The organism is Bradyrhizobium sp. HKCCYLRH1034 (assembly GCF_051168375.1).
Lineage (GTDB): Bacteria > Pseudomonadota > Alphaproteobacteria > Rhizobiales > Xanthobacteraceae > Bradyrhizobium.
Map to the genome: position 1 here is coordinate 83609 of NZ_JBNPUW010000009.1, position 26540 is coordinate 110148.

Consider the following 26540-nt stretch of genomic DNA (forward strand, 5'->3'; position numbering starts at 1 on the left):
AGTCGAGCGCGAATGCTGCAGCACTGATCGGCTCCGTTCGGCTGGGCGGAGACATGCCGCACGGCGAGAATTGGAACAGTTCTCATAGCGCTCTGCGTGCCGCGGGCGGAGGATGCGATCTCCCGTCGTTTTCTCAAACAGATCATCTCGTGTATGTCTGCCTTCCCGCCAAGCCTCCGGCCCTGCCCGGCGCGGCGGGGGATCGTTTTTCGATTGCGGTGGCATAATGTTGAGATTGCTGGAGCGGCTGGGTCTCCGTTTCGAGGATGCCGTCGAGGAGCGGCGTTTCGTCGACCATTACGTCCGCGGCAGCACAGCCTGGACGCAGATCGCGATGCTGCTCGGCGCCCTCACCTTTGCCGGCTACACGCTGTGGGACTGGGTGCTCTATCCCGAGATCGTGCCGACCACGCTCGCGATCCGCGGCGGCACCGCCGTGCTGGTGCTGCTGCCGCTGACGGCGCTGCTGTCGACATCAGCGCGCCGATGGGCCGAGCCGATCCATCTCATTTATTGCGTCATCCCCGGCTGCGTGCTGCCGACCATCTACTGGGTGCTGCCGTCGGGCTTCACCTACTCCGCGGCCGGCATGATCATCGTCATCCTGTTCGTCTCCACCATGCTGCCGCTGCGCACCGGCTCCTACGCGATCTTCTGCGCGACGAGCTGGAGCGCGCTGGCGGTGGCCGAGAGTCTCGCGACCGAGCCGCTGCCGCCGGGCCTGCGCTTCATCGATCATTCGCTGGTCGGCAATGCCTGCCTGCTCTCGCTCTATGCCGTCGGCGCGCGCGAGTACCAGGCGCGCAAGCAGTTCCGCACCGCGGAGGCGCTGCAGCGGGAGAAGGAGCGCTCCGAGACCTCGCTGCGCGATCTGCATGCGACCCAGGCCCATCTGGTGCAGGCGGAGAAGCTGGCCTCGCTCGGCCAGCTCGTCGCCGGTGTCGGCCACGAGGTCAGCACGCCGCTCGGGCTGGCGCTGACCACGTCGACGGCGATGGAAGACGACGTCGAGGCGATCGCGCGCATGCTTGGCGGCGGCCCGGTGCGGCGCTCGGATCTGGCGAGGGGCGTGGCGCGGCTGCAGCAGGGCCTGCATCTGACGACGCAGAGCCTGCACCGGGCCTCCGAGATGGTACACAGCTTCAAACAGGTTGCCGTCGACCAGGCCAACGAGGAGCTGCAAACCTTCGAGCTGCAAAGCTGGATGACCGATCACGTCGCCAAGCTCCGCCCGCTGCTGGCGCGCCAGGGCCTGACGGTCGTGCTCTCCTGCCCGGAGGGCATCGTGCTCACCAGCTATCCCGGTGCACTCGGACAGGTCATCAGCATCCTCGCCTTCAATGCGGCGACGCATGCCTATCCCGGCGACATCAGCGGCGTCCTCACCGTGGAGGTCGCACAGCCCGGCGATGATTCGGTGCGCATCGTCTGCGCCGATCAGGGCGTCGGCATGCGCGACCAGGTTCGCGGGCGGGTGTTCGACCCGTTCTTCACCACGCGCCGCGAGAAGGGCAATGCCGGCCTCGGCCTGCACATCGCCTTCAACCTCGTGGCATCCACACTCGGCGGCCGCATCGAGCTCGACAGCCAGCCGCAGCAGGGCACGCGCATCACGCTGGACATTCCGCTGATCGGACCAGGCAAGCCGGCCGAGCTGGAACTCGCCGCCGCACAATAGACTCGGCCGCGCGCGCATCAACGACCGGTCCCAAGCGTTGAGAGTCCTCGACACGCAGTCCCGGAAAACGAGACCAGCAGCGCTCCGTCCGCGGCTTGGGTGGAGCGCTTATCGCGCATCATATCGTGCACGATCATGAATCACTCCGCGTCGATCGTGATCATCAAATGCGCAATGCCGCAGAGACGCCGCGACCTGCGCATCTCCGAACCAATTAGAACAATTCAACACCGCATGGCTTAGAGCAATTCAATCCGGCGCGTTGTGTCTTTCGCTGCACTGCGTTGCTAGACGTCGCATCAAGCTGACCGTTCCCTCGAACGGTGCGACGTGGAATTGCCGTGAACGATGACGAAGTGTGAAGGCCGGCGCGATGCGCGCGCTCGTACCGGGATGCGTGGCGCGATTGCGCTCGTGAGTGCTCTGACCGCAGACCTCCTCTGGTCCCCCTCTCCCGTGTTTGCGCAGGCGACGCTGCCGCCGGTGACGGTCGACGTGCCGGCGCCGAAGCGCAAGCCTGCGAGCGCCGCCAGCGCGCCGCAGCGCCAGGCGCGCGCGCTGCCGTCACGACGCGCGATGCCGCCGCCGCCGATGCCGACCCGCGCGGAACGCGCCGCGGCAGAGGCCGTAGTGCTCAACGCCGCCAAGCTCAACTACCGCGCCATGCCGAGCGCGACCACGCTGCGCAGCGGCGCCTCGCCGCTCGACACCGCGCAATCCGTCAATGTCGTGCCCGAACAGGTGATCAGGGACCAGTTGCCGCGCAACATCGACGACGCGCTCGCCAATATCAGCGGCGTCACCCAGGCCAACACGCTCGCCGGCACGCAGGACGCGGTGATGCGGCGCGGCTTCGGCGACAACCGCGACGGCTCGATCATGCGCAACGGCATGCCGCTGGTGCAGAGCCGCAGCCTCAATGCGGCGGTGGAGAGCGTCGAGGTGCTGAAGGGCCCGGCCTCGCTGCTCTACGGCATCATGGATCCCGGCGGCATCGTCAACACCATCAGCAAGCGCCCCGAGCTTTATCAGCACGGCTCGGTGACGCTGCTCGGCTCGGCCTATGCCAACAACAGAACCGGCGCCGACGGCACGATCGACGTCACCGGCCCGATCGGCGACGGCGGCCTCGCCTATCGCTTCATCGGCTACGGCGTCAGCGAGGATTACTGGCGCAATTTCGGCCGCCATCGCGAGATGCTGGTGGCGCCGTCGCTCGCCTGGTACGGCGACACGACCACGGTCCAGCTCAACTACGAGCATCGCGAGTTCATCGCCCCGTTCGATCGCGGCACCGCCTTCATAAATGGCGCACCGCTCGCGATCCCCGCGACGCGGCGGCTCGACGAGCCCTTCAACAACACATGGGGGCAGTCCGACCTGGTCCAGGCCTCGGTCGAGCAGAAGCTCAACGACGATTGGAAGCTCACCGCGGCCTACAGCTACAACACCGAGAGCTCCAGCGCCAACCAGCTGCGCATCACCACAATCGATGCGAAGGGCAAGGAGACCCGCAGCAACGACGGCACCTGGGGCTCGCTGAGCCGGGTCAGCTACGGCACGTCCTACATCCAGGGCGCCTTCTGGCTCGGCGGCCTGCGCAACGAGGTGCTGTTCGGCGGCGACGCGCAATATCGCACGATCTATCGCCAGGACCTGATCCGCGACAAGGTCACGAGCGTGTTCAATGTCTACAACCCGGTCTACGGGCTGATCCAACCCGGCACGCTGGTCTCGGCCAGCGACAGCGACCAGACCGACAAGCTCGGCCAGTATTCGCTGTTCGTGCAGGACACGCTGCATCTCACCGACAAACTCTCCTTCGTCGGCGGCGTCCGCTACATGGACTACGAGCAGATCGCCGGCCGCGGCCGGCCGTTCAAGGCCAATACCAACGTCGCCGCCGACACCGTGCTGCCGCTCGGCGGCGCCATCCTCAAGCTGAACGAGCAGGTGTCGCTCTACGCCAGCTACACCAAAAGCCTGAAGCCGAACTCGACCATCGCCCCGCTCACCGGCGGCGTGGTGCTCGGCTCCAACATCGCACCGGAGCAAGGCACGGCGTGGGAGACCGGCTTCAAGTTCGATCTCGACAAGAGGCTGTCCGGCACCGTCGCGGTCTACGACATCGACAAGCAGAACGTGCTGGTGTCGCAGACCAATGCCAGCAACGTCGTCGAATACACCACCGCCGGCAAGGTGCGCTCGCGCGGCGCCGAGGTCGACGTCACCGGCAAGATCGCCGAGCACTGGACGATGATCGGCAGCTACGGCTACACCGATGCCAGGGTCACGGACGACCCGGTCTATCGCGGCAACCGGCTGCAGAACGTCGCGCTCAACACCGCCTCGCTCTACCTCGTCTACGATTTCGGCACGGCGTTGCCCGGCCAGCTCAGGCTCGGCGGCGGCGCGCGCTATGTCGGCGACCGGGCCGGCGACGCCGCCAACAGCTTCGTGCTGCCGTCCTACGTCGTCGCCGACGTGTTCGCGAGCTACGAGACCAGGCACCATAACCTGCCGGTGATCTACCAGCTCAACGTCAAGAACCTGTTCGATAACGTCTACTACCCCTCGGCCAACAGCGCGCTGACCGTCGCGGTCGGCGATGCGAGGCGGGTGTCGCTGTCAGCGACGATGAAGTTCTGAGCCAAGGAGAAGCGTGCGTGACGTCCTTCCGCATCAAACCAGCGCTGCTGCAGATCCACTCTGTCCTGGGTCTTGCGGCCGCGCTGATCCTCTCCCTCATGGGCATCACCGGCGCGATCATGGGTTTCGAGGACGAGATCCAGGCCGGTCTCAACGCCAAACTGTCCCACGTCGCGCCGCGTACGGAAGCGCCGCTTTCGCCCGCCGAGCTGGTGGCGCGGCTGCAGGCTGATCCGGCGCTCGGCAAGGTCTCGGCGATCACGCTGTCGCGCGATCCCCTGGCGGCCGTGCGCGTCCGCTTCGCGCGCAATGAGGATGGCGGCCGGCCCTCCTCGCTGCTGGTCGATCCCTATGACGGCCGCGTGCTCGGTGAGCCCCGCGGCGAGGCGTTCTTCGCCACCGTGCGGAGGCTGCATCGCTGGCTGCTGCTGCCGGGCGACGGCAACGGCGCCGGCCGCCAGATCACCGGCGCCGCGGTGCTCGGCCTCGTCGTGCTGCTGATCACGGGCGTCGTGCTGCGCTGGCCGCGCCGGGCGAGCAGCGCAGCACTCTGGCTGAAGCCGCAGCTCGGACTGAGCGGACGCGGCCTGCACCGCTCGCTGCACAGCGTGATCGGCACATGGGTGCTGCCGGTGTATCTGGTGATCGCGCTGACCGGGCTGTCCTATTCCTACGCCTGGTACAAGGACGGCCTGACCTGGCTGCTCGCGCCGGCGACATCAGGAGCGCCGATGCCGGGCAAGGCTCCGCGCGAGGGCCGCTCCGGGTCTGCGGACGCAAAGCCTGCCGCGCTCGATCTGGTCTGGTCCACGTTGCGTGAGCAGATCGGGGATCGCTTCGCGGTGATGCAGCTCACCTTGCCGGCGGGCGCCGGCGCGGCGGTGCGCGTGCGCGCCTGGCCGAGCGAGGCGCATGACGGCCGGCGCGACGAATTCCGTATCGACGGCGCGACGGGTCGGCTGCTCGCGGCCGAGCGTTACGCCGACAAGACCGCCGGCGAGCGCGTGCTCGCCCGCATCCTGGATATCCACCGCGGCAGCATTCTCGGCTGGCCCGGCCAGCTCGCCTTCATGCTCGCCGCCGCGCTGATGCCGCTGTTCGCCGTCACGGGCACGCTGCTCTATCTGTCGCGGCGCCGCTTGCGGCGGCCGACACAGTCGGCACGCGCTGTCCAGCTCGTTCCCGGCGAGTGAGGCCGGGCGCTCAGGCTACGGCGCGGACATGCGACGCGCGCCGGATGGCGTTGGCCGCGATGATGACGTGCAGCAGCAGCGACAGGCAGAAGCCGAGGGCGTGCTGGGCAGCCGTCGCCGGGATGGTGAGGACCGTCACGAGGCCGAGCGGAATGAACAGCACGATGCCGGTGACGAGGCCGGGATTGTAGCCACGGAAGCGCAGCGCCGGGCCGATATGGCCGAGCGAGTTGACGAGCATCAGATAGGGCGCGACCAGCGCCCAGGCCGGGCCGGCGATCCAGGCGACGTAGAGCGCAATCAGGTCGATGCCCCAGACCGCGCCGCAATTGACCCAGAGCACGTCGATCGTGGTCAGCGCCTCGCGGCCGCCGAACATCACGTTGTTGACGAAGCTGCGGAAGCGGTCGCCGGTGTGCTCCTCGACCTGGTGGATCATGTAGCCCGGCGAATGCAGGAAGATCAGCAGCAGCGCGAGCGGCCAGTCGGCCGCCAGCAGCGGTACCAGCGCCAGCAGCGCTGCGGCCATGAACACGGCACCGGCCACCCAGTGACGGGAGAGAAGGTCCAGCATCAGCGAGTGATGCGCGAGTCGGCTGAACTTGCCAAGCCGGGTTGCCCCGGACACCGCCGCGCCGGGAGGCTGCGGCGTGATGTCCTGTCGCAGCCTCCAAACCTTTCGGGGCGCGGCGCGACCTACTTGAGCAGCACCAGGCATTCGCCGGCCGGCGTGGCGTTGGCGCGGGCGGTGTCGCGATCGAACTTGCCGGCCATCACCAGCGGCCTGACACGCTCGACGATGACGTCCTTGACGACGCTGTCCGGGCCGATGGCAGGAGCTGCGACGTCGTAGATCTGCTTCGCCACGGGCGACAGCTTGGCGGCACAGCTGTCGGCGGCGGCGCGGTTGCCGGCCAGCGCGGCCTGCGACAGAAGACATTGGGAGACGGCGACGAATGTGACAAACGGGAATGCGACGCGCAGCATGGCAATCAGTCCTTCGTTCAAATGAGGTTCAGCCCGGCGCAAGCAGGCTCGGTCCGGAGCACATCCACTCAGTGTCCGGCCGCCCGCATGCGGGCTCTGATCTAACCCGAGCCGGCAGCAACGCCTACTCGATTTCGCCCGTCCGCCAGCCGAGGTCCAGACCGTGCAGCAAGCTCCTGAAATGCTTCGAAAAACCCCGGTGCAGAAGCGCACGCGGCAGACCCTCGACGTGATTTTCGAGGCAACCGCTCAACTTCTGCAGAGCGGCGGCGGCAAGGGCCTGAGCACGAACGCCATCGCCGAGCGCGCGGGCTTCTCGATCGGCACGCTCTATAGCTATTTCAGGGACAAGACCTCACTGTTGCGTGCGCTGGTGCTGCGCGAGTTCGCTCGACAGGAGGCGGAGTTCGGGGAGGCGCTGGAGGCGCATCGCGGGCTTGGACGCGAGGCGATCGTGCGCGCGGCGGTGCGCCAGGGCTTCGCCCCGTTCGCCGGCCGTCACCGTGTGCGGCGCTATCTTCTCGTCCTGTTGGGCAACGACGCGGAGCTGCAGAAGGCGCTGCACGAGATGGTGGACCGCATGACCGAACGGCTGATCGCGACGGTGGGATTGCGGAGTGAAGCGATGCCGGCCGCGCGCCGCTTCATCCTGGTCCGCGCTGCGCTGGGCCCGATCCGGGCTGCCGTCATGCGCGAACATCGCCTCGTCGGCACACGCGAGCTCGAGGACGAACTGGTGCGGCTGATGCTGTTCCTGCTGGAGCCGGATCCCGTCAAATCGTCATGAGGGCCGTCACGAGGGGCCGTCGGGCTTGGCGGCCTCCAGCCGCTCAGCGAGCTTCTTCAAGGCCTCCTCCGACGCCGGCCGGCTCTGGAACTCGCGGATGGCGCGCGACAGCTCCTGATCCGACATCGGATGAGCCGGCTGCTTGATGCGGCCGTCGGCAAGGGCGGCTGCGATGGTCTCGATATGCGGCCCCGCGCCACCGAACAATCGGCGGAGCCGGTTGAGGAACGCGATGTGGGGCACAGCTGTTCTCCCGATGCGGCGACCGGCAACCCTCGACCGCATCTGCTGACGACGACCTTAGTCGGTAACGCCGGCTCCGTCGTCTCATTTGATACACAACCCCGCCCGGACGGTAGGATTTTCATAGATGCGGACCGGATCGTCACCAACAAGCTCAGGGAGCATTCGAAACTGTCCGGCGAGGACATCGCCGAGATCCGGAATTTCAGCTCCGCTTTGCGCGAGCTCGCCGATCAGGAGGACCTCATCCGCCAGGGCGACGAGCCGGACCGTTCCGTCGTCGTGATCTCCGGATGGGTGGCGCGCTATCACCTGCTGTCCGGCGGGCAGCGGCAGTATCTCTCCTTTCACATGCCCGGTGACTGGCCCGACGCCCAGTCGATCTTCCTCGACTGCATGGATCACGCCGTCTGCGCGATCGGGCCGGCGGTGGTGGCGAGCGTTGCGCACAAGGAGCTGACCCGCGCGATCAGCCGGCGGCCGACGCTCGGCTTTGCGATCTGGCGCGAGACGCTGATCGATGCGTCGATCTTCCGCGAGGCCATCACCAACAACAGCGCGCGGAGCAAGCCGGCGCGCATGGCGCACATGTTCTGCGAGCTGTTCTATCGCGCCCGCGCGCTCGGCCATGTCCGGCACGATCAGTTGCGGCTGCCGGTCAGCCTGGTGCAGCTCGGCGAGGCACTGGGCATCGCGATCGCGACGGTCAACCGCACGCTGGTCGAGCTGCGCGCCAGCCGCGCTGTCGATTTCCGCAGCGGCCTGCTGACGGTGCACGACTGGACGCGGCTATGCGCGATCGGCGAGTTCGATCCCAGCTATCTGCACCTGAAGAAGCAGCCGCGCTGAGGCACAGGTCTCAGCGCGGCGACTCACGTGGGCTCGCGACTCCCACCTTTAACGGTTGCGCGCGTCAGCTCAGGCGACCTTGGTGATGAGCTTGACCACGTAGGCGTAGGGCCCGTTCGGGCTCTTCTCGGCGATCCAGGCGCAGTGCCAGTCGGAGCCGTAGCGCAAGCCCGTGTCCCATCCCGAGCCGCCGCCGTGCTCGTTGTCCCACGACCAGGCCTTGCGGTCCTTCTGAGGATCGGAGGGGAAGCTGCTGCCGCTGTAGACGGAGATCTGCCCCTGCTGCGCGCGGAACGGCGAGTTCGTGCTCCACTTGAGCCACAGATTGCCCTGCTCCTCGTAGGACGTGAGCGACCATTGGTAGGACGCCGAGACGGTCTGCGGATTGGTGCTGGTGGCCGAGGTCTGCTCAATGACTGCCATGATGGTCTCCTTACAAAATGAGATGAAAAATCTTCACAATAGTGGCTGCCCAAAAGACAACCATTGATTGTATATCTGATAAAGCTCACCCCGACAACGTGCGCTGTTCGCACAACGCCGTGATCGCGCGGCAGGCGTGGCGTCCAGCCGAGGCCCACCGATCCCCGCACTCAGATGCAGAGACCGATCACCTTGATGCTGAGGTGGCAGTCCTTGGAGGCGGACGCCGGCGGCTTGGCGCCCCAGCGCGTCGCCGGCTTGGCGTCGCCTTTCGCGGATCGGGTCGCGGCCTGCGCGACGACGGCCTTGGCCTTGCCCTTCGGCCTGTCGGTCTCGTAGTCGCCCGCGATCACCATCGCCCAATAGGTCCGCTTGCCGCTGGCGTTCTTTGCGCTGGCGATGCCGACCTTGGTCGCCTTGGGAAGCAGCAGGTTCTTGCGGTGCCCCGCCGAGTTGATCCACTGCCCCAGCGTCTTGTCGAAATTGTCGTAGCCATAGGCGATGTTCTCGGCCGCACGGCCGGCCTTCGACGGAGCCACACGGCGGGTGAAGGGACCGAGCACCTCGTGGCTGAGATCGTCCTTGTCGGCCATCGCGCGCGCTTGCTCCATCGCGATGCGGTCGAGCGTCGCGTCGCGCGTCACGCGGCCTTCGCCATGCGCGAGCCGAAACGCCGAGATCTGATCGGCCGGCGCGGAGTCGCCGGCAAATGCCGCATGGGCCGACAGCGCCAGCAGCGCTGCAACCAAAACCGCGCGAAAGCCGCGCAACGTGAAACGAAGCTCCCGCATGCTAGGACACGTGCTCATCAATCCGGAGTAGGTAACGGTCGCTCGATCCCGCTTTGATCCGAAGCGACGGACGTGCTGGACCGCCGCGGAACCACCCGATATGACAATGCCGGAATTCAGTCCAATGCGGGTGGTCGATACTTCTCTATTCTATTTCGACACTTTGTGCCAAGTCGGCGCAATCGTGCTGGCGGGCGCGGCCTCCGAGATCGAGAACGTCAGCCACGTGTTCCAGCCCGACGGCCGGTTGGCGGCGTCGAACTCGCCATATCCCTTCAGCCCCAGGAACGCCTGATTGCTGCCGATCTGGAAAATATATCCGATCTGCGGGCCAACGCCGAGGACGCGCGAGCGGAAGCCGCCGAGAGCGGCGGGCTGACCGAAGTCGTCGGTAATCTGCTGATAGGCGTAGCCAACGAAACCGACGAAGACCTGCTTCGACAGGAACTGCGACACGCCCCAGTCGAGATGGAAATCGATGCCGCTCTGGTACCGGGTATCGGGATTCTTGAAATTGTAGGTCAAGCCCCCGACGGCTGAAAATTCCGTGCCGGTCGCCGGGTTCAAATAAGTGTAGCCGCCGCCAAAGTCGATGGCGCCGTGACCGATGCCGATGTTGGCCAGCCGGTTCCGACTGTAGTCGCCGACGGGAATATCGCCGGCGCCGTAGACCATGATGTTGTGGACGCCGTTATTCCACTTCAGCTTCACGGTCGGATAGAGATCTCCGTAAGAGACGAGTGCGTCTTCGAGGAATCCGGTGCGCGTGCTGACGATCGGACCGGCAACCGTCGTCAACGTACCAGCGATGCTCGCGGAATTTCTGCCGTAGACGCTGGCCAGCGTCGCCGACAACTGGCCGCCGAGTACGGGCGTCGCAAACGTGTAGGTCGGCGCGATGAACATCAGATCGGCCTGGCCACGCAAAGCCAGATTGAGATCGATGTTGACGGTTGGAGAAAATCGTCCGACCTGGAACTCGCGCGACGCCGCGGCCGCGCCTGAGGCACCCACGCTCGTATGGTAGTAGATGGCAGCCACCGACCAGCCCGGCGTGGCCGGCGTTGCGGCGAGGCTACCGTACAATCCCGGCAGCCAGAACGAGATGCCGCTCTCATCGGCATGGGCGACCAGAGGCGAAAAAGAAGCCACCGCGGCGGACGCGAAAACGCCGCTCAGCCACAATCGCAGGAAGCCGGACCTGCGTCCCGATCTATCGCGCTGCAATCGCAATCCCCCCACGCTCCCATTTCAGGCGGCATGCCTGAGTTGTCGTCGACGACTACGGCTTGTAGTCGCTCATCCCCCGTCCGGTCTTGTCGTAGACATTGAAACACTCGTCCGACATGATCGTAGCGATGCCACTTATGGGTACCTCGGTCAGATCTTTCTCAAGCGTCTTGATCCGGAACTTCCACCCGAGAACCTCGGCTCCACGGTGCTTGCATTCTGCCCGACGGCCCCCCTCAGCTTGAGGCCAGAAGGATCGTCGCCAGATTGGCTATTTGCATTGCACGCTCCTTCTCAAGGGACCGATCACTGACCTGGCGAGCACGAAGAGCGCATCAATCGGACAGTCCTTTCTTCAAAGCCGCTGCCTTGCGGGCTTGGACGGCTTCTTCATTGTCGGCCTTCTTCATACCCACTAGATCGATCGTCACCTTGCCGATCTTCCCTGTGAACTTGAACGGCACCTTGTAGGCCTCGGTAACAGGCGTGCCTTCATCGGCACCGACGTCTGCGCCTTCGTCCGCGGAGTAGAAGCAGCATTGGGTTCGTTCGATCCGGCCGGTCGCAACGGTCTTTCCGTTCACGAGGATCGTACCCACGCCACCCTGGCCCAGGCCGCCACCGTCATAAGCGAACTCAAAGCGCAGTGCGGCTTTGCCTGCCGGAAGAGCCTGCTTGGCGGTTACGGTGTATCGCTGCAGACCGAGAAAATTATACGTGTAGGTCGGCTTTCCGTCCTTCAGGTAGAAGGTCCAGCCACCGAACCGTCCGGCTTGAGCGATGATGACGCCATTGCCTCCGCCCTTCGGGATGTCCAGATCGGCAGTAATGGCGTGCGATTGGTTCTTCAGGTTGATGAAGACATTCTCCGTCATCCCGATCATGCCTTCGTAGACCGTCAGGCTGGTGCGGCCGGCCATCAGGTCGGGACGTCCGACCAGCGCCGCGTTGGTGCGCTCCAGGGTCCGGTCGTCGAGCGGCAGCACGTTGTATTTCACTGCTTCCTTCAGGAACAGCTCCTGCATCTCCTTCAGCTTGTCCGGATTTTTGGCAGCCAGATCGTTGCTCAGGCTGAAGTCCGATCGCGCATCGTAAAGCTCCCAGATATCCTGCTGGAGCGGCCGCCGCGGCTTGGTTTCCCAGGCCGCCCGGTGCACCGTGCCGGCAAGCCAGCCATCGCTGTAGATCGCGCGGTTGCCGAAGATTTCGAAGTACTGCGTCACATGCCTGCTCGGCGCCTTGGCGTCGGCAAAGCTGTAGGCCATGCTTACGCCTTCAATGGGAGTCTGGACCGTTCCATTTACGCTCTTGGGCTCGGGCAGTTTCGCTGCTTCGAGAATGGTCGGCACGATGTCGATGACGTGATGCCACTGCGGACGAAGCTCACCTTTCGCCGCGATCCCCTTCGGCCAGTGGACGACCATGCCATTGCGGGTGCCGCCATAGCTCGAGGCCACTTGCTTGGTCCAGGTAAACGGAGTGTCGCCAGCGACCGCCCAGCCGGCCGCGTAATGGCCGTAGGTGTTGGGACCGCCGAGTTCGTCATAGTGCTTCAAGACGTCCTGGACGGTTTCCTGCACTCCATTGAAATAGGTCATCTCGTTGTACAGGCCGTTCGCGCCGCCTTCGGCACTCGCGCCGTTGTCGCCGACGATGTAGAAGATCAACGTATTGTCGAGTTGGCCCGTTGCCTTGATGGCGTCGATCAGGCGGCCGATCTCGGTGTCGGTGTATTCGCCAAATCCGGCGAATACTTCCATCTGGCGCACGAACAGCTTCTTCTCGTCAGCGCTCAGCTTGTCCCAGTCCTGGATGGCGTCCGGCTTCGGGGCGAGCTTGGTATCGGGTGGCACCACGCCGAGCTTGATCTGCCGCGCCAACGTCTCCTCGCGCAGCTTGTCCCAGCCCTGATCGAACTTGCCCTTGTACTTGGCGATCCATTCTTTGGGCACCTGATGCGGGGCATGGGTGGCGCCGGGTGCAAAATACATGAAGAACGGCTTGTCCGGCGTCAGCGATTTCTCCGACCGCATCCAGTCGATCGCCTTGTCGGTCATGTCGGTCATGAAATGATAGTTCGGGTCCGTCGACGGCTCGACCTGGGTCATGCCGTCGTAGATCAGCGGCGCCCATTGATTGGTTTCGCCGCCCATGAAGCCATAGAACTTGTCGAAGCCCTGGCGCGTCGGCCAGCGGTCGGTCGGGCCGGAGGGACTGACCTCCCATGCCGCGGTCTCGTGATTTTTGCCGAAATGCGCCGTGCTGTAGCCGTTCAACCGCAGCATCTCCGCGACGGACGCGACATTGTTGGGACGCTGACCGGTCTGTCCCGGGAAGGACGTCGCGGTTTCCGCGATCGAACCGAAATTGTTCATGTGATGGTTGCGGCCGCTGAGCAGCGCCGCGCGGGTCGGCGAACAAAGCGCCGTGGTGTGAAACTCGTTGTAGCGGAGACCCTCGTTGGCGAGGCGGTCGACCGTCGGCATCCTGATCGGGCCGCCAAATGCGCTCGACTGGCCGAAGCCCATGTCGTCGATGAGCACGATCAGTACATTGGGTGCACCGGCCGGCGCCTTGACTTCAAACCGCGGCGGCGGCGGCGCATCGCGCGCATCGAATACGGTGCTGTGTGGAGGCTGCGGTTCAGGAATCGGCAGAACCGATCGCTCGGTCGGCAACACAGCACTCGGCGGCGCCGACTGTTGGGCCAATGCTGGAAGCACGAGTAGCGTCGTCAACGACAGGACCGACGCAGCCAACTTCATTCGCTTCATGATCACTGCCTTTGGATGAGACAATTGACAAGTGAGACAATTGACACGGCTTCTCGCTGCCGGAACGATCCTGCCCGCAAACCGCGATCATCGGCGCGGGCAATGACGTTCGGCCGGCCCAACCGGCTCGCGGAGAGCGATAATTCTATAATTCTAGCGTCTGCCGACGCGATTGACCGGCCCGCCTCGATTCATCGGCGTTCCCCGCACGCGCACGCCTGGGGCCACCACGGCGCGCGCCACCGGGCGGGGCCGCAGCACGACGCCGGGCCTGACGACGCAGCCGACGGGATACTCGACATACTGACAATACACCACGGCACTTGCCCTTTCGGTGCTCGCGGCTACGAACCCCGTCACCAGCAACAGCCCTGTCAGGGCAACTGATAATTTCATCTTGGCATCCTCCCATCGGAAAGCTCATCATCGGCCCCTCCGGGAGGCACACCTTGATGCAGGTCAAGCGACCTTGGCAGACATTCCTGCATGTGCGGAAATGACCGACGGAGCAGCTTGATCGCAAGCTGACCAATTTGGGGCGTGAGGTACAAGCGTTGACACGCAGGCCGCCAAAAGCCGGCACGAAGGGACCGCGGAAGGGATCCGCCGCGGCCCCATCACCGGCTGCGCCGGCGGATCGGCTTGCTTCCGGCGAAACGGCCTTCTCCAGGCGCGCGATCTGGATAGCAGTAGCGGTCACGATCGCGCTCGTGCTGGTGGTCGGCATGGTTTTTCATCTCCTCAAGGCCGACGGACCGGCCTCCACGGCGCAGGCCTCATTCGTCGCCACCTATGTGGGCAGCGAAAGCTGCGCCGGCTGTCATCAGGCAGAAGCCAAATTATGGGATATTTCGCAGCACAAGGCCGCGATGGCGCACGCGACCGACAAGACGGTGCTCGGCGATTTCAACAAGAGCTTCGACTACTTCGGTGTGCATTCCCGCCTCTTCCGCGATGGCGGAAAATTCATGGTCGAAACCGACGGGCCCGACGGCAAGCTTGCCGTGTTTGAGGTGAAGTACACGTTCGGTGTCGATCCGCTGCAGCAATATCTCGTCGAGTTTCCAGATGGGCGCATCCAGGCGCTGCCGATCGCATGGGACGGCCGGCCCAAGGACAAAGGCGGCCAGCGCTGGTTCCATCTCCATCCCGAGGAAGAGATCAAGCATGACGACGTCCTGCACTGGACCAAGCTGAACCAGAACTGGAACTTCATGTGCGCGGAATGCCACTCGACCGGCGTGCGCAAGCATTACGACGCCGCGACGGATCGCTTCGCGACGACATGGGCGGAAATCAGCGTCGGTTGCGAGACCTGTCACGGTCAGGGCTCCGCCCACGCCGCCTGGGCTCGTGACAAGCAACGCTGGTGGCCGTTCGGCAAGCACGAGGATCCGAGCAAGGGATTGCTGGTCCGTTTCGACGAACGGCGCGGCGTCACCTGGCCGATCGATCCGCGGAGCGGAAATGCGACGCGTTCAGCCGCGCCGGCCGCGTTGCGAAAGGAGATCGAGACGTGCGGGCTATGCCACGCGCGCCGTGCCGGCTTCAGCGAGGACTGGGCACCCGGTCAATCGCTGTCCCAGACCCACATTGTCGAGGCGCTGGCGCGGACCACTTATCATGCCGATGGCCAGATCCGCGATGTGGAGGAGCCTTATAACTATACGCCGTTCAAGCAGAGCAAGATGTTTGCCGCCGGCGTGACCTGCAGCGATTGTCACGAGCCGCACGGCGCAAAGCTCCGAGTCTCCGGCGAAGGCGTTTGCCTGCAATGCCATGCGTCCGAAAAATACGCCGATGCGAAGCATCGCCATCACGCGGGCGCCGATCCGGCGCCGACCTGCATGGCGTGCCACATGCCGGCGCGCACTTATATGCAGATCGACCTGCGTCACGATCACGCCTTCCGCGTTCCGCGACCCGATCTTTCGGTCACGTTGGGAACCCCGAACGCCTGCAACGACTGCCACAGCGACAAGCCGGCGCAATGGGCCGCCGCCGCGATCGAGCAATGGTTCGGGTCCGACCGAAAGGGCTTCCAGACCTATGGGCCCGCGTTCCGCGCAGCACGCAGCGACCAGGCCGACGCCGCCGCGCTGCTTGGCCTTCTGGCCGCGGACAGGAACGCGCCGGCCGTGGCGCGTGCGAGCGCGCTCGGCGAACTCGCCTCGCGCATCGCTCCGGCGAACATTGCGACCGCACGGGCAGGCCTGGCCGATCCCGATCCCATGGTGCGGATCGGCGCGCTGGACATGCTGGAAAACGTGCCTGCCGGCCAGATCTGGCCGCTGGTTTCGCCGCTGCTCACCGATCCCGTGCGTGGCGTGCGGATCAGGGTCGCCTCCCTGCTCGCTTCCGTTCCGACCGCAAGCCAGCCGCTGCCCGATCGCGCACGCTTCGATCGGGCGGCACACGAATTCATCACGGCGCAGCGCGCCAATGCCGAACGGCCCGAGGCCCGCACTGCACTGGCAAACTTCCTGGCCTTGCGCGGACAGACCGGGGACGCAGAGACCGAGTACAAGGCAGCCCTCAGGCTCAGCCCGCACTATGCGGCGGCGGCCATCAATCTGGCCGACCTCTATCGCCAAATTGGCCGCGACGGCGACGGAGAAACCGTTCTGCGCGGAGCAATTGCGGCATCACCTACCGACGCGGCCGCGCATCACGCACTCGGCCTGACCTTGACCCGGCTGAAGCGGCACGACGAGGCGCTCGCCGAGTTGCGCAGAGCAACCGAACTCGAACCGGGTCGCGCACGCTATATCTATGTCTACGCGGTGGCGCTGCATTCCGGCGGGCGAGCCGACGAGGCAATGACGGTCCTAAAGGAAGCTCTGGAAAGCCATCCCAATGATAGGGACGTGCTGTCCGCTCTGGTTTCGCTCAGCCGCGGGGCAGGCGATGCAAGGGCGGCGCTGGGCTACGCCGAAAGGCTCGCAATCATGACGCCGGACGACCGGAATCTGGCGGCGTTCATCGGCGAGATCAGGCGGCAGATTGACAAGCCAAACTAAGATAGCTGGCTCTCCTGCTTGAGCTCACAAAGGGCGCCCGAGAACCTCAAATGGAGCGAGTGCGAAATCGACGCTGAAATGACCAGGGACGCAACAAAGTCGAACGGCTCCTCAATGAGATCAAGCACTGTCGGCGGATCGCAACGCAACCACCTCGATCGGGTAGACATCGATCGCCGGCTCCTCATAGGGATGCGCAGCGCGGATCGCCTGTAGCACGGCTTTCAGCCGGTCCTCGGCGCAGACGGTCTCGATGCGCTCCTCCTCGATCGTCTCGAACTGGCCGACCGCGCCGACGGCCGGGTTGGCGCCTGCCAGCGGACGAAACCGGCCCACGCCCTTCGCGGTAAACGAACAGTGGTCGTAATTGCCGATGCGGCCGGCGCCGGCCTCGCCCATCGCGCGGCGCACGGCGTCGCCCGCCGCTTCAGGGACATAGACGACGATCTTGTAGGTCTTCATGCTGGCCTGGATCCGGACGTCGATCACACGGCCGTTACCATCGCGTCGCCGCTGGCGCAATTTTCAGCGGGTCACAACCGGTCACAATCGCGAAAGCGCCGGCGCCGGTGACCAGCCATTCCGAAACACGCCTTGTGCGGCGCAGCAAACCCGATACTTATCGGTGATCTCTCCCGCATTCTCAACACCATGGAAGGCCCGCGCCTTGGCTGATACCAGTGCCGACACCATCGAGATCGTCCGTCACCGGCCGATGGGCTTCACCGAATTCGTCATCGTGGTCGCGGCGATCATGGCGCTCAATCCGCTGGCGATGGACATGATGCTGCCGGCGCTGCCGAACATCGGCGCCTCGTTCCATATCGACGTCGCCAACCGGCTGCAGACGGTGCTGACGGCGTTCGTCATCGGCTTCGGTCTCGGCCAGTTCGTGATCGGCCCGCTGTCCGACAGCTTCGGCCGGCGCCCGGTGCTGATCGGCGGCATGGTGCTGTATGCGGTCGCCAGCCTGTTCGCGATCGCCGCGCCGTCCTTCGAGATGCTGCTGCTGGCGCGCGCGCTGGAAGGTCTCGGCACCGCGGCGACGCGGGTGATCGCGACCTCGATCGTGCGCGACTGCTATGCCGGCCGCCGCATGGCGAGCGTCGTCTCGCTGGCGATGATGGTGTTCATCGCCATTCCCGTGATCGCGCCGTCGTTCGGCCAGGCGGTGATGCTGCTGACGCAGTGGCGCGGCATCTTCGTCGTGCTGACCTTGTACGGCATCGTCACGCTGCTGTGGACCGCCGCACGGCTGCCCGAGACGCTGCCGGAGAGCGAGCGCAAGCCGTTCTCGGTCAAAGAGATCGTCGGGGCCTTCCGCAACACCCTCACCAATCGTCAGACGCTGGGCTATGCGCTCGCCGCGAGCGGCATCTTCGGCGCCGTGCTCGGCTACGTGCTGTCTTCGCAGCAACTGTTCACCGGCGTCTACCATCTCGGCCACTACTTCCCGCTCGCCTTCGCGGCGATCGCGGTGACCATCGCGGTGGCCGGCTTCCTCAACGCCCGCCTCGTCGGCCGGCTCGGCATGCGCATGATCTCGCACGGCGCGCTGGTCGGCAGCGTCGTCATCGCGCTGGCCTGCTTCAGCGCGGCGGTTCTCGGCATGCTGCCGCTGTGGCTGTTCATGACGCTGTCGGCCGGCATGATGTTCTCGTTCGGCCTGATGTTCGCGAACTTCACAGCGCTGGCGATGGAGCCGCAGCGCGCCAATGCCGGCACCGCGTCTTCGCTCTACGGCTCGATCACGACCCTGCTCGGCATGGCCGCCGGCGCCGTCGTCGGCCAGGCGTTCGACGGCACGGCATTGCCGTTCGCCGCGGGCTTCCTGGCCTGCACGACGAGCGCGCTCGTCATCGTGCTGATCACCGAGAAGGGCCGGCTGTTCCACGGCCAAGGCAAGCCGGTCTGACCGCCGCCGAGGTCCTCAAATGCACGGCCCCTGCCCGCGCTGCGGGCACAGCTTCAGCACGCTCGACAGCGTCAACAGCAGACGCGCGCTGCGCGTCGTGTTGCCCGGCGCGCGATAGCTGAGCGGCGCGGCGACGCCGAGATCGGCGCGCCAGTCGTTCGGGAAGGTAAAGCGCACCCCGGCACCCGCCGAGGTCAGCGCCACTCCGTCGGACGGCCGGAAGCCGTCGTTCCAGGCGAGCCCGGCATCGAAGAAGCTGTAGAGCTGATAGCTCGTGAGATACTGCCAGTTCGGTTTCTGCTCGAAGCGGACCTCGAACGTGCCGGCGACGCCATTGTCGCCGCTGATCTCGGCGCTGCCATAGCCGCGGCCATAGGCGAGGCCGCCGAGATAGAACTGCTGCGAATTGTACAGCGGACCCGAGGCGAGCTGGCCGGCGGCGGCGAGCTTCAGCGACCACGCCTCGGACAAGGTCTGATAGCGCGCGAACCAGCCGTTGAAGACCGAGAAGCTCGGCGAGGCGCCGGCGCGCGAGGCGAGGGGATCGTCGAGCGGCGTCGCCCCGAACGCGTTCAGGCCCTGCCGGTAGGCCAGCGTCAGGTAGCTGTCGCCGCCGACATCATCCTTCCAGCGGTAGTCGGCGGTGAAGGTCAGCGTCCGGATGCGATCGCGATACCAGATGCCGAACAGGTCGCGCTCGGTCACGTCGCTGAAGGCGGCCGCGAGATTCAGTTTCAGCGAGGCGCGCTGCGACTGGATCGGCGCGATACCGCCGCGCAGCTCGAGCGTCTCGGTCACCGTGTTGTCGTTGAACAGCCGTCTCCGGTCGCCCGGCCGGACCTCGCTGTAAAGCGCGGAGGCGCCGACATAGGCGCCGTCGGTGCCGACCGGCACCTCATAGGACAGCCGGCCGAACGCGAGCTGGCGCGGATCTCCCGGCGTCGTCGACAGGTTGGCGGTGAGCGTGTCGCCCGGCAGCAGATAGGAATTGAAGGCGGCCGTGGCGTAGTTCTGCCAGGGACCGACGGTCGACGAGCCGAGATTGTCGACGCCAGCGAAGCCGTAGACGTGCCAGGTCTGCAGCTCGATCACCAGGCGGAACCGACCGGTGGTGCCGCCGATCTCCTCCAGCGCGGAATCGACCAGACGGACGCCGCCGCGGCCGTTGATCAGCAGCAACTGCCGCTCCAGTGTCGCGAGCCGGGACGGCTGCTCGGCCAGCACCGGGCCGAGCATCGGCCTGATGCCGAACTCTTCCGCGCCGGCGCCCTTCAAGGTCACCTCGGTGATGCTGCCTTCGATGATCTGGATGCGCACCCGGCCATCATGGATGTCCTGCGGCGGTATGATCGCACGGCTGAGATGGTAGCCGGCGGCGCGGTACTGATCGCTGATCGCGGTCGTGATCGCCGCGAGGTCGGCCTGCGACACCGGCTTGCCGAGATAGGGCTGATAGCTCGCGGCGAGCTGCTCGGCGGGCAGCGCGGACGCCCCCGTCAGCGTGACGCCGCGCATGGTGAACAAGGGCTTGCGATCGCCGCCGCCCTGGGGCGCGAATTGCGGCGCACGCGGCCGCGGCGGCGGCTGCGTCGACCGCGACTGCTGCTCGTCGAAATATCGCTCGGTCTGCCGCGGATCGAAGCTCGGCTGGCCGACCTGCTGCGCATGGGCCGTTGCTGCAAACAGCAACGCCGACAGGGAAATGCCGGCGGCGATCGCGGTTCCGTGCAGCCGTCGCGAGCCGTGCGGTACGGCCGCGAAGTCGCGCCAACCCGCAGTCCTCCCAGTTCCGTCGACACAACCAGCGCGCATGCCTCGTTTTTAGTTTGTTAAGGTCAACGAAGCGTAAATGCGTGAGGAAAACACGGCTGCAACTCCTAAGGGTCTCTTGAAACATTTCGATTAGTTTCAAAAGCCGCCAACGATGCGAGTTCGTGCCATGTCATCCAAGCGCTTCCTGATACCGGGACTGATCGCCGCGTGCCTTTTCGGTGCGATGCCGGCCGCATTCGCGGCCGACGGTGAGCCGTGGCTGGTGAGCAAATCGTCCGGTGAGGTCTGGGTCACCACCCAGGGCGCAGCGCAGGTCTCGCTCGGTCGCGAGGACCCGCTGAAGCCAGGCGATACGATCCGCACCGGGCCGACCGGCCGCGTCCGCCTGACCCGCGGCGCCGAGACGATCGTGATCGCGCCGAACTCCGAGGTCGGCCTGCCCGCCGCGCCCAAGGACGGCATGGCGACGACCATCCTGCAGCGCGCCGGCTCGATCCTGCTCGACGTCGAGAAACGCAACGTCCAGCATTTCGAGGTCGAGACGCCCTATCTCGCCGCCGTGGTCAAGGGCACGCAGTTCAGCGTCACGATCTCAGGCCGCAGCACCAAGGTCGAGGTCAGCCGCGGCCAGGTGCAGGTGTCGGATTTCAAGACCGGCCAGATCGCCCAGGTGATGCCCGGTCAGGCCGCCACCGCCTTTGCGACCGGCCGCGCCGGCCTGAGCCTGTCCGGCGCCGGCACCTTCAGCCCGATCGAGCAGGGCCGCCCGCGCGCCTCCACGATCGATCGTGTTCCGGTGCCGCGCGACGGCCTGCAGGCGCCGCGCGAGGCCAAGGGCAGCGTGATCCACGCGCTGAACGCCGACGGCTCGGCCGCGCGCCCCGGTACAACGGTCGCCGCTCAGCAGCATTCTGCGGCCGCCTTCGGCAGCGCGAAGCCCGGCGTGGTGCGGATCTCGTCATCGATCGGCGAGGTCAACCTGAACATCCAGAAGGCGACACGCGGCCTCGCCCACGGCGCCCACACGCCGGCCGCCGGTGGAGGGCGAAGCACCGCCTGGAATGAAGCGCGCGGCAACAGCGGCAATGCGACTGGCAACTCGGCCACCGCAAGCGGCACGTCGGGAGATTCCTCGATCGCAGCCGCCGTCACCGCGGCGGTCGGTTCGCCAAGCGGATCCGCCAGCGCCAATGCCGCCGGAAATGGCGACGCCGGCAACGGCAACGCCAACGGTGGCAGCCGCGGCGGCAACAATGGCGGCAATGGCAACGGCAACAACGGCCAGGGCAACAGCGGCAACGGTAACAGCGGTAACGGTAACCGCGGTAACGGAAATAGCGGCAACGGTAACGGCAACAGCGGCGACCATGACAATGGCAATCATGGCAACGGCAACGCCCACGCTTACGGCCACAGCAAGAATTAGGGAGTCCCGATCGAGCGTAACGCCTGCGTCATGCGTCGTCATGGGGGAGCGCGGGCTTGCAGGGTTCCATGGCTCTGCGGTCGGAGCGGGATGAAGTTGGGATCACGAACGCGGGCGTCGACGTGGCACGCAGACATTCGGGAGAGGGCATGCTCAGGCGGTTCATGCCGCATATTCTGGTGGTCGTTGCGCTGCTGACGGTCGGCCTGTCGGGCGGCCACGAGTTGTTGAGCAACGCCCTCGTCGACCTGCGCTTACGCCTCGACAATCGCCCCGCCAGCGGCGAGATCGCGGTGGTCGCGATCGACCCGCGCTCGATCGAAGCCATCGGCGTCTGGCCGTGGCCGCGGACCCAGCATGCGCGCCTGCTGGAGCAGTTGCAGCGGGCCGGCGTCCGCGACGTCGCCTTCGACGTGGATTTCAGCACGCCGTCCGACGCGGCCGGCGATCAGGCCTTCCTGACCGCGCTCCAGAATGCCAAGAGCTCGGTCGTGCTGCCGACCTTCAGGCAGCTCGATGCGGCGGGGAAGGACACCGCCATTCACCTCAACCGGCCGCTGCCGCAGTTCGAGCAGCTCGCATGGTCGGCCTTCGTGAACATCGAAGTGGCGCGCGATGGCCGCGTCAGAAGCTACGCTTTCGGCGAATATAGCGAGACCGCCGGCGCGAAAACCTTCCTGCAATCCATGGGTGCGTTCCTCGCCGGCAGCGATGCTGTCAAGGACAGCTCTTTCCTGGTCGACTACGGCATCGATCTGTCGTCGCTGCCGCGGGTGTCGTATGTCGATGTCGTCCGCGGCGACGCGGCGGCGCTGTCCAGGCTCAAGGACAAGCGGGTGATCGTCGGCGCGACCGCCATCGAGCTCGGTGACTACTACAGCGTGCCGAACGGCCGCGTTCTGCCCGGCGTCATGCTGCAGGCGCTGGCGGCCGAGTCCATCATTCAGCACCGCACCCTGCTGTCGACGTCGACGACGGCCGCCGTAGGCGGCCTGCTGCTGATCGTCATCATCATGCTGGCGAGCTGGCGGCACCTCTCGGCGGCGCGGCGCGCACTGCTGATCGCCATGATCAGCGTCCTGATCGAGGCCGTGGCGCTGCTGCTGCACGACCGCTACGCCCTGGTGCTCGACACCTCGCTGCTGCAGATCGCGCTGGTCGCCTATCTCGCTGCCACGGCCCTCGACGAGATCGACTTCCGCGGCCTGCTGCGGCACGTCGCCGAGAGCCGTTTCGAGCGAATCGCGATGTCGATCGGCGACGGGCTGGTCTGTACCGACCGCGACCGGCGCATCACGGTGTGGAATCCGGGCGCTGTCGCGATCTTCGGCTACGGTGCCGACGAGATCATCGGCCAGCCCTTCGCGCGCCTGCGCGCCGACGGCAGCGATACGCATGACCTGTTTCCGCAGCAGGAGGCGGCGCTGCCGGCGACGTTGCTGCCCGGCGGAGCCACGATCGAGTTCGACGGCCGCCGCAAGGACGGCGAGGTGTTTCCGGTCGAGGCGAGCTTCTCCGCCTGGCAGGGCGCCGACGGCCTGCAATATGGCGTGATCCTGCGCGACGTCTCGGTGCGCAAGCGCAAGGCGGAGCGCATTCGTTACCTCGCCGAGCACGACACGCTGACCGGCCTGGTCAACCGCAACACGCTGCAGAGCGAGCTCGCCGCCATGATCGAGACCGCGGATGCCGCGGCCGACCAGGTCGCGCTGCTGGTGATCGGGCTCGATGCCTTCCAGCGCATCAACGACACGCTTGGCCATGCCTACGGCGACAGTGTCTTGCGCGCGGCGGCCGACCGGCTCCGCACCGAGATCGGCGGCATGGGCCGCGTCGCCCGGCTCAGCGGCGACGAGTTCGCCGTCGCCATTCCCTGCTCGGCCGTCGGCGGCACCGTGGCCGAGCTCGCCGATCATCTGTCGCATTTGTTCGAGGCGCCGCTGGACGCGGGCACGCGCCAACAGCGCGTCAAGGTCACCCTCGGCATCGCGGTGCATCCCGAGGGCGGGCACTCGGCAGACGAGCTGCTCAGCAATGCCCACCTTGCCCTCTGTCGCGCCAAGATGGACCGGCGGGGCAGCCACGTGCTGTTCGAGAGCGCCATCCGCTACGAGCTCGAGCAGAGATTGACGCTGGAGGCCGAGCTTGCGCTCGCCGTCGAGCGGAACGAATTCGAGCTGTTCTACCAGCCGCAAGTGGAGCTGTTGAGCGGCCGCGTGATCGGCGCCGAGGCGCTGATCCGCTGGCGCCACCCGACGCGCGGCCTCGTGCCTCCCGGTGATTTCATTCCGGTCGTCAACACCTCGCATCTGTCCGAGGCGGTCGCGACCTGGGTCATGGCGACCGCCTGCCGGCAGGCGCGGGAGTGGCAGCTCGCCGGCCACGACATCCGCGTCGGCGTCAACCTCTCGCCGTCCCAGTTCCAGTCCGGCGACCTCGCGGCCTTCGTCAGCAAGCTGCTCACGTCGACCGGCCTGTCGCCGCGCCTGCTCGAGCTCGAAGTCACCGAGGACATCCTGCTGCACGACGAACCCGGCGTGCTGCAGACGTTCAACCGGCTGCAGGCGCTCGGCGTCAGCCTGGTGTTCGACGATTTCGGCACCGGCTATGCGAGCCTGAGCTACCTGAAGAAATTCCCGCTCGACGGCCTGAAGATCGACCGCTCCTTCGTGCGCGACGTGCTGACCCAGGCCGACGACGCGGCCATCGTCGGCTCGACGGTCAGCCTGAGCAAGCAGCTCGGGCTGTCCGTGATCGCCGAGGGCATCGAGAACGCGGCGACGGCCGAGTTCCTGCTGCGGCTCGGCTGCGAGCAGGGCCAAGGCTATCACTTCGGCAAGCCGATGCCGGCGGCGGATTTCACGCAGCGATTCCTCGCGGTGGACGACGAGATGCGCCAAGCCGGCGCGGCGTGAGGCTCAGGTCTCACGCTCGAAGCTAACGCAGGTCAACCGCTCTCTCCGCCGTCATTCCGGGGCGCGCGCAGCGCGAGCCCGGAATCCATCGCCACAGGCGGTCGTTGGTGACAACGGCGCGCTGTTGCACGGACCTTGCTCCCTCGCAGGCGATCGGGGTTATGGATTCCGGGCTCGCGCTGCGCGCGCCCCGGAATGACGAGAGAGTGCAGGTGCACCTCGGCTTCTCGCCTCAGCCCGCGCCTTACGCCCTCACCCTTTCTTCCCGCCCTTGGCTTCGCTCTCGAGCGCCTTGCGCACCGCCTTGAACTCCTCGCGCGAGCCGGCATCGACGCGCGGGAAGTGCAGATCCAGGCTTTCCAGCGCGGCGACGATGGTCGAGCCGATGACGACACGGGCGAACCATTTGTGGTCGGCCGGAACGACGTGCCACGGCGCGTAGGGCGTCGAGGTGTGGCGCACGATGTCCTGATAGACCGCCTGGTAGCGATGCCACTTCGCGCGCTCGGTGATGTCGCCCATCGAGAACTTCCAGTTCTTCGCCGGCTCCTCCAGCCGGTCGAGGAAGCGCGCGCGCTGCTCCTCCTTGGAGATGTTGAGGAAGAACTTCAGGATCACGGTGCCGTTGCGCGACAAGTAACGCTCGAAGGCGCAGATGTCCTCGAAGCGCTCGCGCCAGATGTTCTTGGTGACCAGCCTCGGCGGCAGCTTCTCGGCCTTGAGGATCTCCGGATGCACCCGCGTGACCAGGCATTCCTCGTAGTAGGAACGGTTGAAGATGCCGATGCGGCCACGCTCGGGGAGCGCGATGGCGCTGCGCCACATGAAGTCGTGGTCCAGCTCCTTGGAGGTCGGCTGCTTGAACGAGGTGACCTCGCAGCCCTGCGGATTGACGCCCTCGAAGATGCTCTTGATCGCGCTGTCCTTGCCGGAGGCGTCCATGCCCTGCAGCAGCACCAGCACTGACCAGCGGTCCTGTGCATAGAGCCTTTCCTGAAAATCGGCGAGCCGCGTCCGATTCTGCTCGATGATCGCCTCGCCCTCCTCCTTGGCGAGGCCGCCCTTGACCTTTGTCTTGTGCGATTTGAGGTGAAACTTGTGCCCGCCATCGATCCGGAACGGCGAGATGAAACCATCGAGCTCATCGGCCAGCGTGCGCGGTTTCTTGCTCATGAGGACGGCTCTCCGGGGCTGAATTGCGTTTCGAGGAAGGCGGTCACGAAGCGCGGCATCGCCGCAGTCAGATCATTCCGGCTTCGAACCAGCCGTATCGAGCAGAGTTCCGGCTCGTCCTGAGCCGCGAGGTTGGCCTCGATGCGGCGCTGCAGAGCCTCGCCCATGTCAGAGGCGTCGAGCACGCGCATCAGCGCGATCGACGCGCCGGTCACGACACAGTCCCAATGCGCCGCGGCCTGATAGTCCGATGGCGCGAGTCCCGTCTCCTCCTCGACCTCGCGCGCGACGTTGGCGGCGAGATCGAGCACGCCGTCGCTGACGTCGGCGAGATCCGGCGTGCCGGCGGGAAAATACAGCCGGCCGGCATTGGCGGTATGCGCGCCCATCTCGCCGAGCACGAAGGCGCCGTCGGCGGCACGCAGCGCGCCCATGCCGAAGCCGTTGAAGGCGGTGCGATCCGGAAAGCCCCAGTCGCGCCACGCCAGCAGGCTGGCGAAATCGGTCTCGAAATAGCTCGCGGTGAACCGGCTATCCGCGAAGCGCGGGTTGCGCCCGAGCAGCACGCGGCCGTTCCACAGGCCCGGCCTGGCGCGCTGGCATTCGGCGAAATGCGCCGCGATGTCGTCGCGGCGCTGTTTCGCGAACGGCCAGTCCCACGGCTCGACCTTGAGGTCGAGCGTGGTGACGCGGTGGATGACGACGTCCGTCATC

Annotated in this window: 22 protein-coding genes; 10 read left to right on the forward strand and 12 right to left on the reverse strand. The window is 66.0% G+C overall.

All coding sequences use genetic code 11. The features are described 5' to 3' along the window. Positions 1 to 226 precede the first annotated feature (226 nt). The 3 genes from ACQR0W_RS21940 (at position 227) to ACQR0W_RS21950 (ending at position 5520) form a co-directional block, all read left to right on the forward strand. Positions 227 to 1678 carry a sensor histidine kinase gene (locus ACQR0W_RS21940; RefSeq protein WP_316174208.1) on the forward strand — a complete coding sequence of 484 codons (1452 nt, stop codon included), beginning with the start codon at positions 227 to 229 and terminating at the stop codon, positions 1676 to 1678. 348 nt (positions 1679 to 2026) lie between these two features. Beyond that, positions 2027 to 4327 (forward strand): TonB-dependent siderophore receptor, encoded by a 2301-nt coding sequence (locus ACQR0W_RS21945; RefSeq protein ID WP_316174210.1) that lies wholly within the window; start codon positions 2027 to 2029, stop codon positions 4325 to 4327. A 17-nt stretch (positions 4328 to 4344) separates the two neighbouring features. Further along, positions 4345 to 5520, forward strand: coding sequence for a PepSY-associated TM helix domain-containing protein (locus tag ACQR0W_RS21950; protein WP_316187030.1), 1176 nt, complete (start codon positions 4345 to 4347; stop codon positions 5518 to 5520). A gap of 10 nt (positions 5521 to 5530) precedes the next feature. On the opposite strand, the gene ACQR0W_RS21955 is transcribed toward ACQR0W_RS21950, so the two are convergent. Then, positions 5531 to 6094: an HXXEE domain-containing protein gene (locus ACQR0W_RS21955; RefSeq protein ID WP_316187043.1), complete on the reverse strand. Its 564-nt coding sequence runs from the start codon at positions 6092 to 6094 to the stop codon at positions 5531 to 5533. A gap of 122 nt (positions 6095 to 6216) precedes the next feature. Next, positions 6217 to 6507 (reverse strand): hypothetical protein, encoded by a 291-nt coding sequence (locus ACQR0W_RS21960; protein WP_315713297.1) that lies wholly within the window; start codon positions 6505 to 6507, stop codon positions 6217 to 6219. A gap of 181 nt (positions 6508 to 6688) precedes the next feature. On the opposite strand from ACQR0W_RS21960, the gene ACQR0W_RS21965 reads away from it, so the two are divergent. After that, positions 6689 to 7294: a TetR/AcrR family transcriptional regulator gene (locus tag ACQR0W_RS21965; RefSeq protein WP_316187031.1), complete on the forward strand. Its 606-nt coding sequence runs from the start codon at positions 6689 to 6691 to the stop codon at positions 7292 to 7294. Positions 7295 to 7300: 6 nt separating this feature from the next. On the opposite strand, the gene ACQR0W_RS21970 is transcribed toward ACQR0W_RS21965, so the two are convergent. Then, a complete protein-coding gene (locus ACQR0W_RS21970) occupies positions 7301 to 7537 on the reverse strand; it encodes a hypothetical protein (RefSeq protein ID WP_315825220.1) in 237 nt (78 codons plus the stop codon). A 123-nt stretch (positions 7538 to 7660) separates the two neighbouring features. On the opposite strand from ACQR0W_RS21970, the gene ACQR0W_RS21975 reads away from it, so the two are divergent. Continuing rightward, entirely contained in the window at positions 7661 to 8386 is a 726-nt protein-coding gene (locus tag ACQR0W_RS21975) for a Crp/Fnr family transcriptional regulator (RefSeq protein ID WP_315825221.1), read from the forward strand. A gap of 69 nt (positions 8387 to 8455) precedes the next feature. On the opposite strand, the gene ACQR0W_RS21980 is transcribed toward ACQR0W_RS21975, so the two are convergent. The 4 genes from ACQR0W_RS21980 to ACQR0W_RS21995 form a co-directional block, all read right to left on the reverse strand. Beyond that, positions 8456 to 8809: a hypothetical protein gene (locus ACQR0W_RS21980; RefSeq protein ID WP_315713304.1), complete on the reverse strand. Its 354-nt coding sequence runs from the start codon at positions 8807 to 8809 to the stop codon at positions 8456 to 8458. A gap of 170 nt (positions 8810 to 8979) precedes the next feature. Continuing rightward, positions 8980 to 9600: a CAP domain-containing protein gene (locus ACQR0W_RS21985; RefSeq protein ID WP_315769061.1), complete on the reverse strand. Its 621-nt coding sequence runs from the start codon at positions 9598 to 9600 to the stop codon at positions 8980 to 8982. Between the two features lie 150 nt (positions 9601 to 9750). Continuing rightward, positions 9751 to 10785, reverse strand: coding sequence for a SphA family protein (locus tag ACQR0W_RS21990; protein ID WP_434840758.1), 1035 nt, complete (start codon positions 10783 to 10785; stop codon positions 9751 to 9753). 380 nt (positions 10786 to 11165) lie between these two features. Next, on the reverse strand, positions 11166 to 13373 hold the full coding sequence (locus ACQR0W_RS21995) for an arylsulfatase (RefSeq protein WP_434840759.1): 2208 nt from the start codon (positions 13371 to 13373) through the stop codon (positions 11166 to 11168). On the opposite strand from ACQR0W_RS21995, the gene ACQR0W_RS22000 reads away from it, so the two are divergent. Next, positions 13366 to 13623, forward strand: coding sequence for a hypothetical protein (locus tag ACQR0W_RS22000; RefSeq protein ID WP_434840760.1), 258 nt, complete (start codon positions 13366 to 13368; stop codon positions 13621 to 13623). The genes ACQR0W_RS21995 and ACQR0W_RS22000 overlap by 8 nt on opposite strands. A gap of 134 nt (positions 13624 to 13757) precedes the next feature. Here the strand turns inward: ACQR0W_RS22000 and ACQR0W_RS22005 are convergent, their stop codons facing one another. Then, on the reverse strand, positions 13758 to 14000 hold the full coding sequence (locus ACQR0W_RS22005; protein ID WP_315713314.1) for a hypothetical protein: 243 nt from the start codon (positions 13998 to 14000) through the stop codon (positions 13758 to 13760). A 314-nt stretch (positions 14001 to 14314) separates the two neighbouring features. Here ACQR0W_RS22005 and ACQR0W_RS22010 point away from each other — a divergent pair, with 314 nt between their 5' ends. Next, positions 14315 to 16624: a tetratricopeptide repeat protein gene (locus ACQR0W_RS22010; RefSeq protein WP_434840761.1), complete on the forward strand. Its 2310-nt coding sequence runs from the start codon at positions 14315 to 14317 to the stop codon at positions 16622 to 16624. Positions 16625 to 16744: 120 nt separating this feature from the next. Here ACQR0W_RS22010 and ACQR0W_RS22015 read toward each other — a convergent pair whose 3' ends face one another. Continuing rightward, positions 16745 to 17086, reverse strand: a complete 342-nt coding sequence (locus ACQR0W_RS22015; RefSeq protein ID WP_316187035.1) for a hypothetical protein — start codon at positions 17084 to 17086, stop codon at positions 16745 to 16747. 205 nt (positions 17087 to 17291) lie between these two features. Here ACQR0W_RS22015 and ACQR0W_RS22020 point away from each other — a divergent pair, with 205 nt between their 5' ends. Beyond that, positions 17292 to 18539, forward strand: coding sequence for a multidrug effflux MFS transporter (locus ACQR0W_RS22020; protein ID WP_315825225.1), 1248 nt, complete (start codon positions 17292 to 17294; stop codon positions 18537 to 18539). A 15-nt stretch (positions 18540 to 18554) separates the two neighbouring features. Here the strand turns inward: ACQR0W_RS22020 and ACQR0W_RS22025 are convergent, their stop codons facing one another. Next, on the reverse strand, positions 18555 to 20351 hold the full coding sequence (locus ACQR0W_RS22025) for a ShlB/FhaC/HecB family hemolysin secretion/activation protein (protein WP_315825226.1): 1797 nt from the start codon (positions 20349 to 20351) through the stop codon (positions 18555 to 18557). Positions 20352 to 20478: 127 nt separating this feature from the next. Between ACQR0W_RS22025 and ACQR0W_RS22030 the strand changes: the two genes are divergently transcribed. Together ACQR0W_RS22030 and ACQR0W_RS22035 are read left to right on the forward strand one after the other, a co-directional pair. After that, positions 20479 to 21738: a FecR family protein gene (locus ACQR0W_RS22030; protein WP_316165999.1), complete on the forward strand. Its 1260-nt coding sequence runs from the start codon at positions 20479 to 20481 to the stop codon at positions 21736 to 21738. A 149-nt stretch (positions 21739 to 21887) separates the two neighbouring features. Continuing rightward, entirely contained in the window at positions 21888 to 24653 is a 2766-nt protein-coding gene (locus ACQR0W_RS22035; RefSeq protein WP_316187038.1) for an EAL domain-containing protein, read from the forward strand. 252 nt (positions 24654 to 24905) lie between these two features. Here the strand turns inward: ACQR0W_RS22035 and ACQR0W_RS22040 are convergent, their stop codons facing one another. Both ACQR0W_RS22040 and ACQR0W_RS22045 read right to left on the reverse strand, forming a co-directional pair. Continuing rightward, positions 24906 to 25826 carry a polyphosphate kinase 2 family protein gene (locus ACQR0W_RS22040; RefSeq protein ID WP_315713323.1) on the reverse strand — a complete coding sequence of 307 codons (921 nt, stop codon included), beginning with the start codon at positions 25824 to 25826 and terminating at the stop codon, positions 24906 to 24908. Then, the gene (locus tag ACQR0W_RS22045) at positions 25823 to 26539 is read right to left on the reverse strand and encodes an NUDIX hydrolase (protein ID WP_315713325.1); all 717 of its coding nucleotides are present in this window, start codon (positions 26537 to 26539) and stop codon (positions 25823 to 25825) included. Before ACQR0W_RS22045 ends, ACQR0W_RS22040 begins: the two co-directional genes overlap by 4 nt. Position 26540: the final 1 nt, after the last annotated feature.

Coding starts and splice junctions, on each gene's coding strand:
- ACQR0W_RS21985 (WP_315769061.1), bottom strand. CDS start 9,600: ATGCGGGAGCTTCGTTTCACGTTGCGCGGCTTTCGCGCGGTTTTGGTT.
- ACQR0W_RS22015 (WP_316187035.1), bottom strand. CDS start 17,086: ATGAAGACCTACAAGATCGTCGTCTATGTCCCTGAAGCGGCGGGCGAC.
- ACQR0W_RS22045 (WP_315713325.1), bottom strand. CDS start 26,539: ATGACGGACGTCGTCATCCACCGCGTCACCACGCTCGACCTCAAGGTC.
- ACQR0W_RS21955 (WP_316187043.1), bottom strand. CDS start 6,094: ATGCTGGACCTTCTCTCCCGTCACTGGGTGGCCGGTGCCGTGTTCATG.
- ACQR0W_RS22040 (WP_315713323.1), bottom strand. CDS start 25,826: ATGAGCAAGAAACCGCGCACGCTGGCCGATGAGCTCGATGGTTTCATC.
- ACQR0W_RS21980 (WP_315713304.1), bottom strand. CDS start 8,809: ATGGCAGTCATTGAGCAGACCTCGGCCACCAGCACCAATCCGCAGACC.
- ACQR0W_RS21940 (WP_316174208.1), top strand. CDS start 227: ATGTTGAGATTGCTGGAGCGGCTGGGTCTCCGTTTCGAGGATGCCGTC.
- ACQR0W_RS22030 (WP_316165999.1), top strand. CDS start 20,479: ATGTCATCCAAGCGCTTCCTGATACCGGGACTGATCGCCGCGTGCCTT.
- ACQR0W_RS21945 (WP_316174210.1), top strand. CDS start 2,027: ATGACGAAGTGTGAAGGCCGGCGCGATGCGCGCGCTCGTACCGGGATG.
- ACQR0W_RS22000 (WP_434840760.1), top strand. CDS start 13,366: ATGAGCACGATCAGTACATTGGGTGCACCGGCCGGCGCCTTGACTTCA.
- ACQR0W_RS21965 (WP_316187031.1), top strand. CDS start 6,689: ATGCTTCGAAAAACCCCGGTGCAGAAGCGCACGCGGCAGACCCTCGAC.
- ACQR0W_RS21960 (WP_315713297.1), bottom strand. CDS start 6,507: ATGCTGCGCGTCGCATTCCCGTTTGTCACATTCGTCGCCGTCTCCCAA.
- ACQR0W_RS22035 (WP_316187038.1), top strand. CDS start 21,888: ATGCTCAGGCGGTTCATGCCGCATATTCTGGTGGTCGTTGCGCTGCTG.
- ACQR0W_RS22025 (WP_315825226.1), bottom strand. CDS start 20,351: ATGCGCGCTGGTTGTGTCGACGGAACTGGGAGGACTGCGGGTTGGCGC.
- ACQR0W_RS22005 (WP_315713314.1), bottom strand. CDS start 14,000: ATGAAATTATCAGTTGCCCTGACAGGGCTGTTGCTGGTGACGGGGTTC.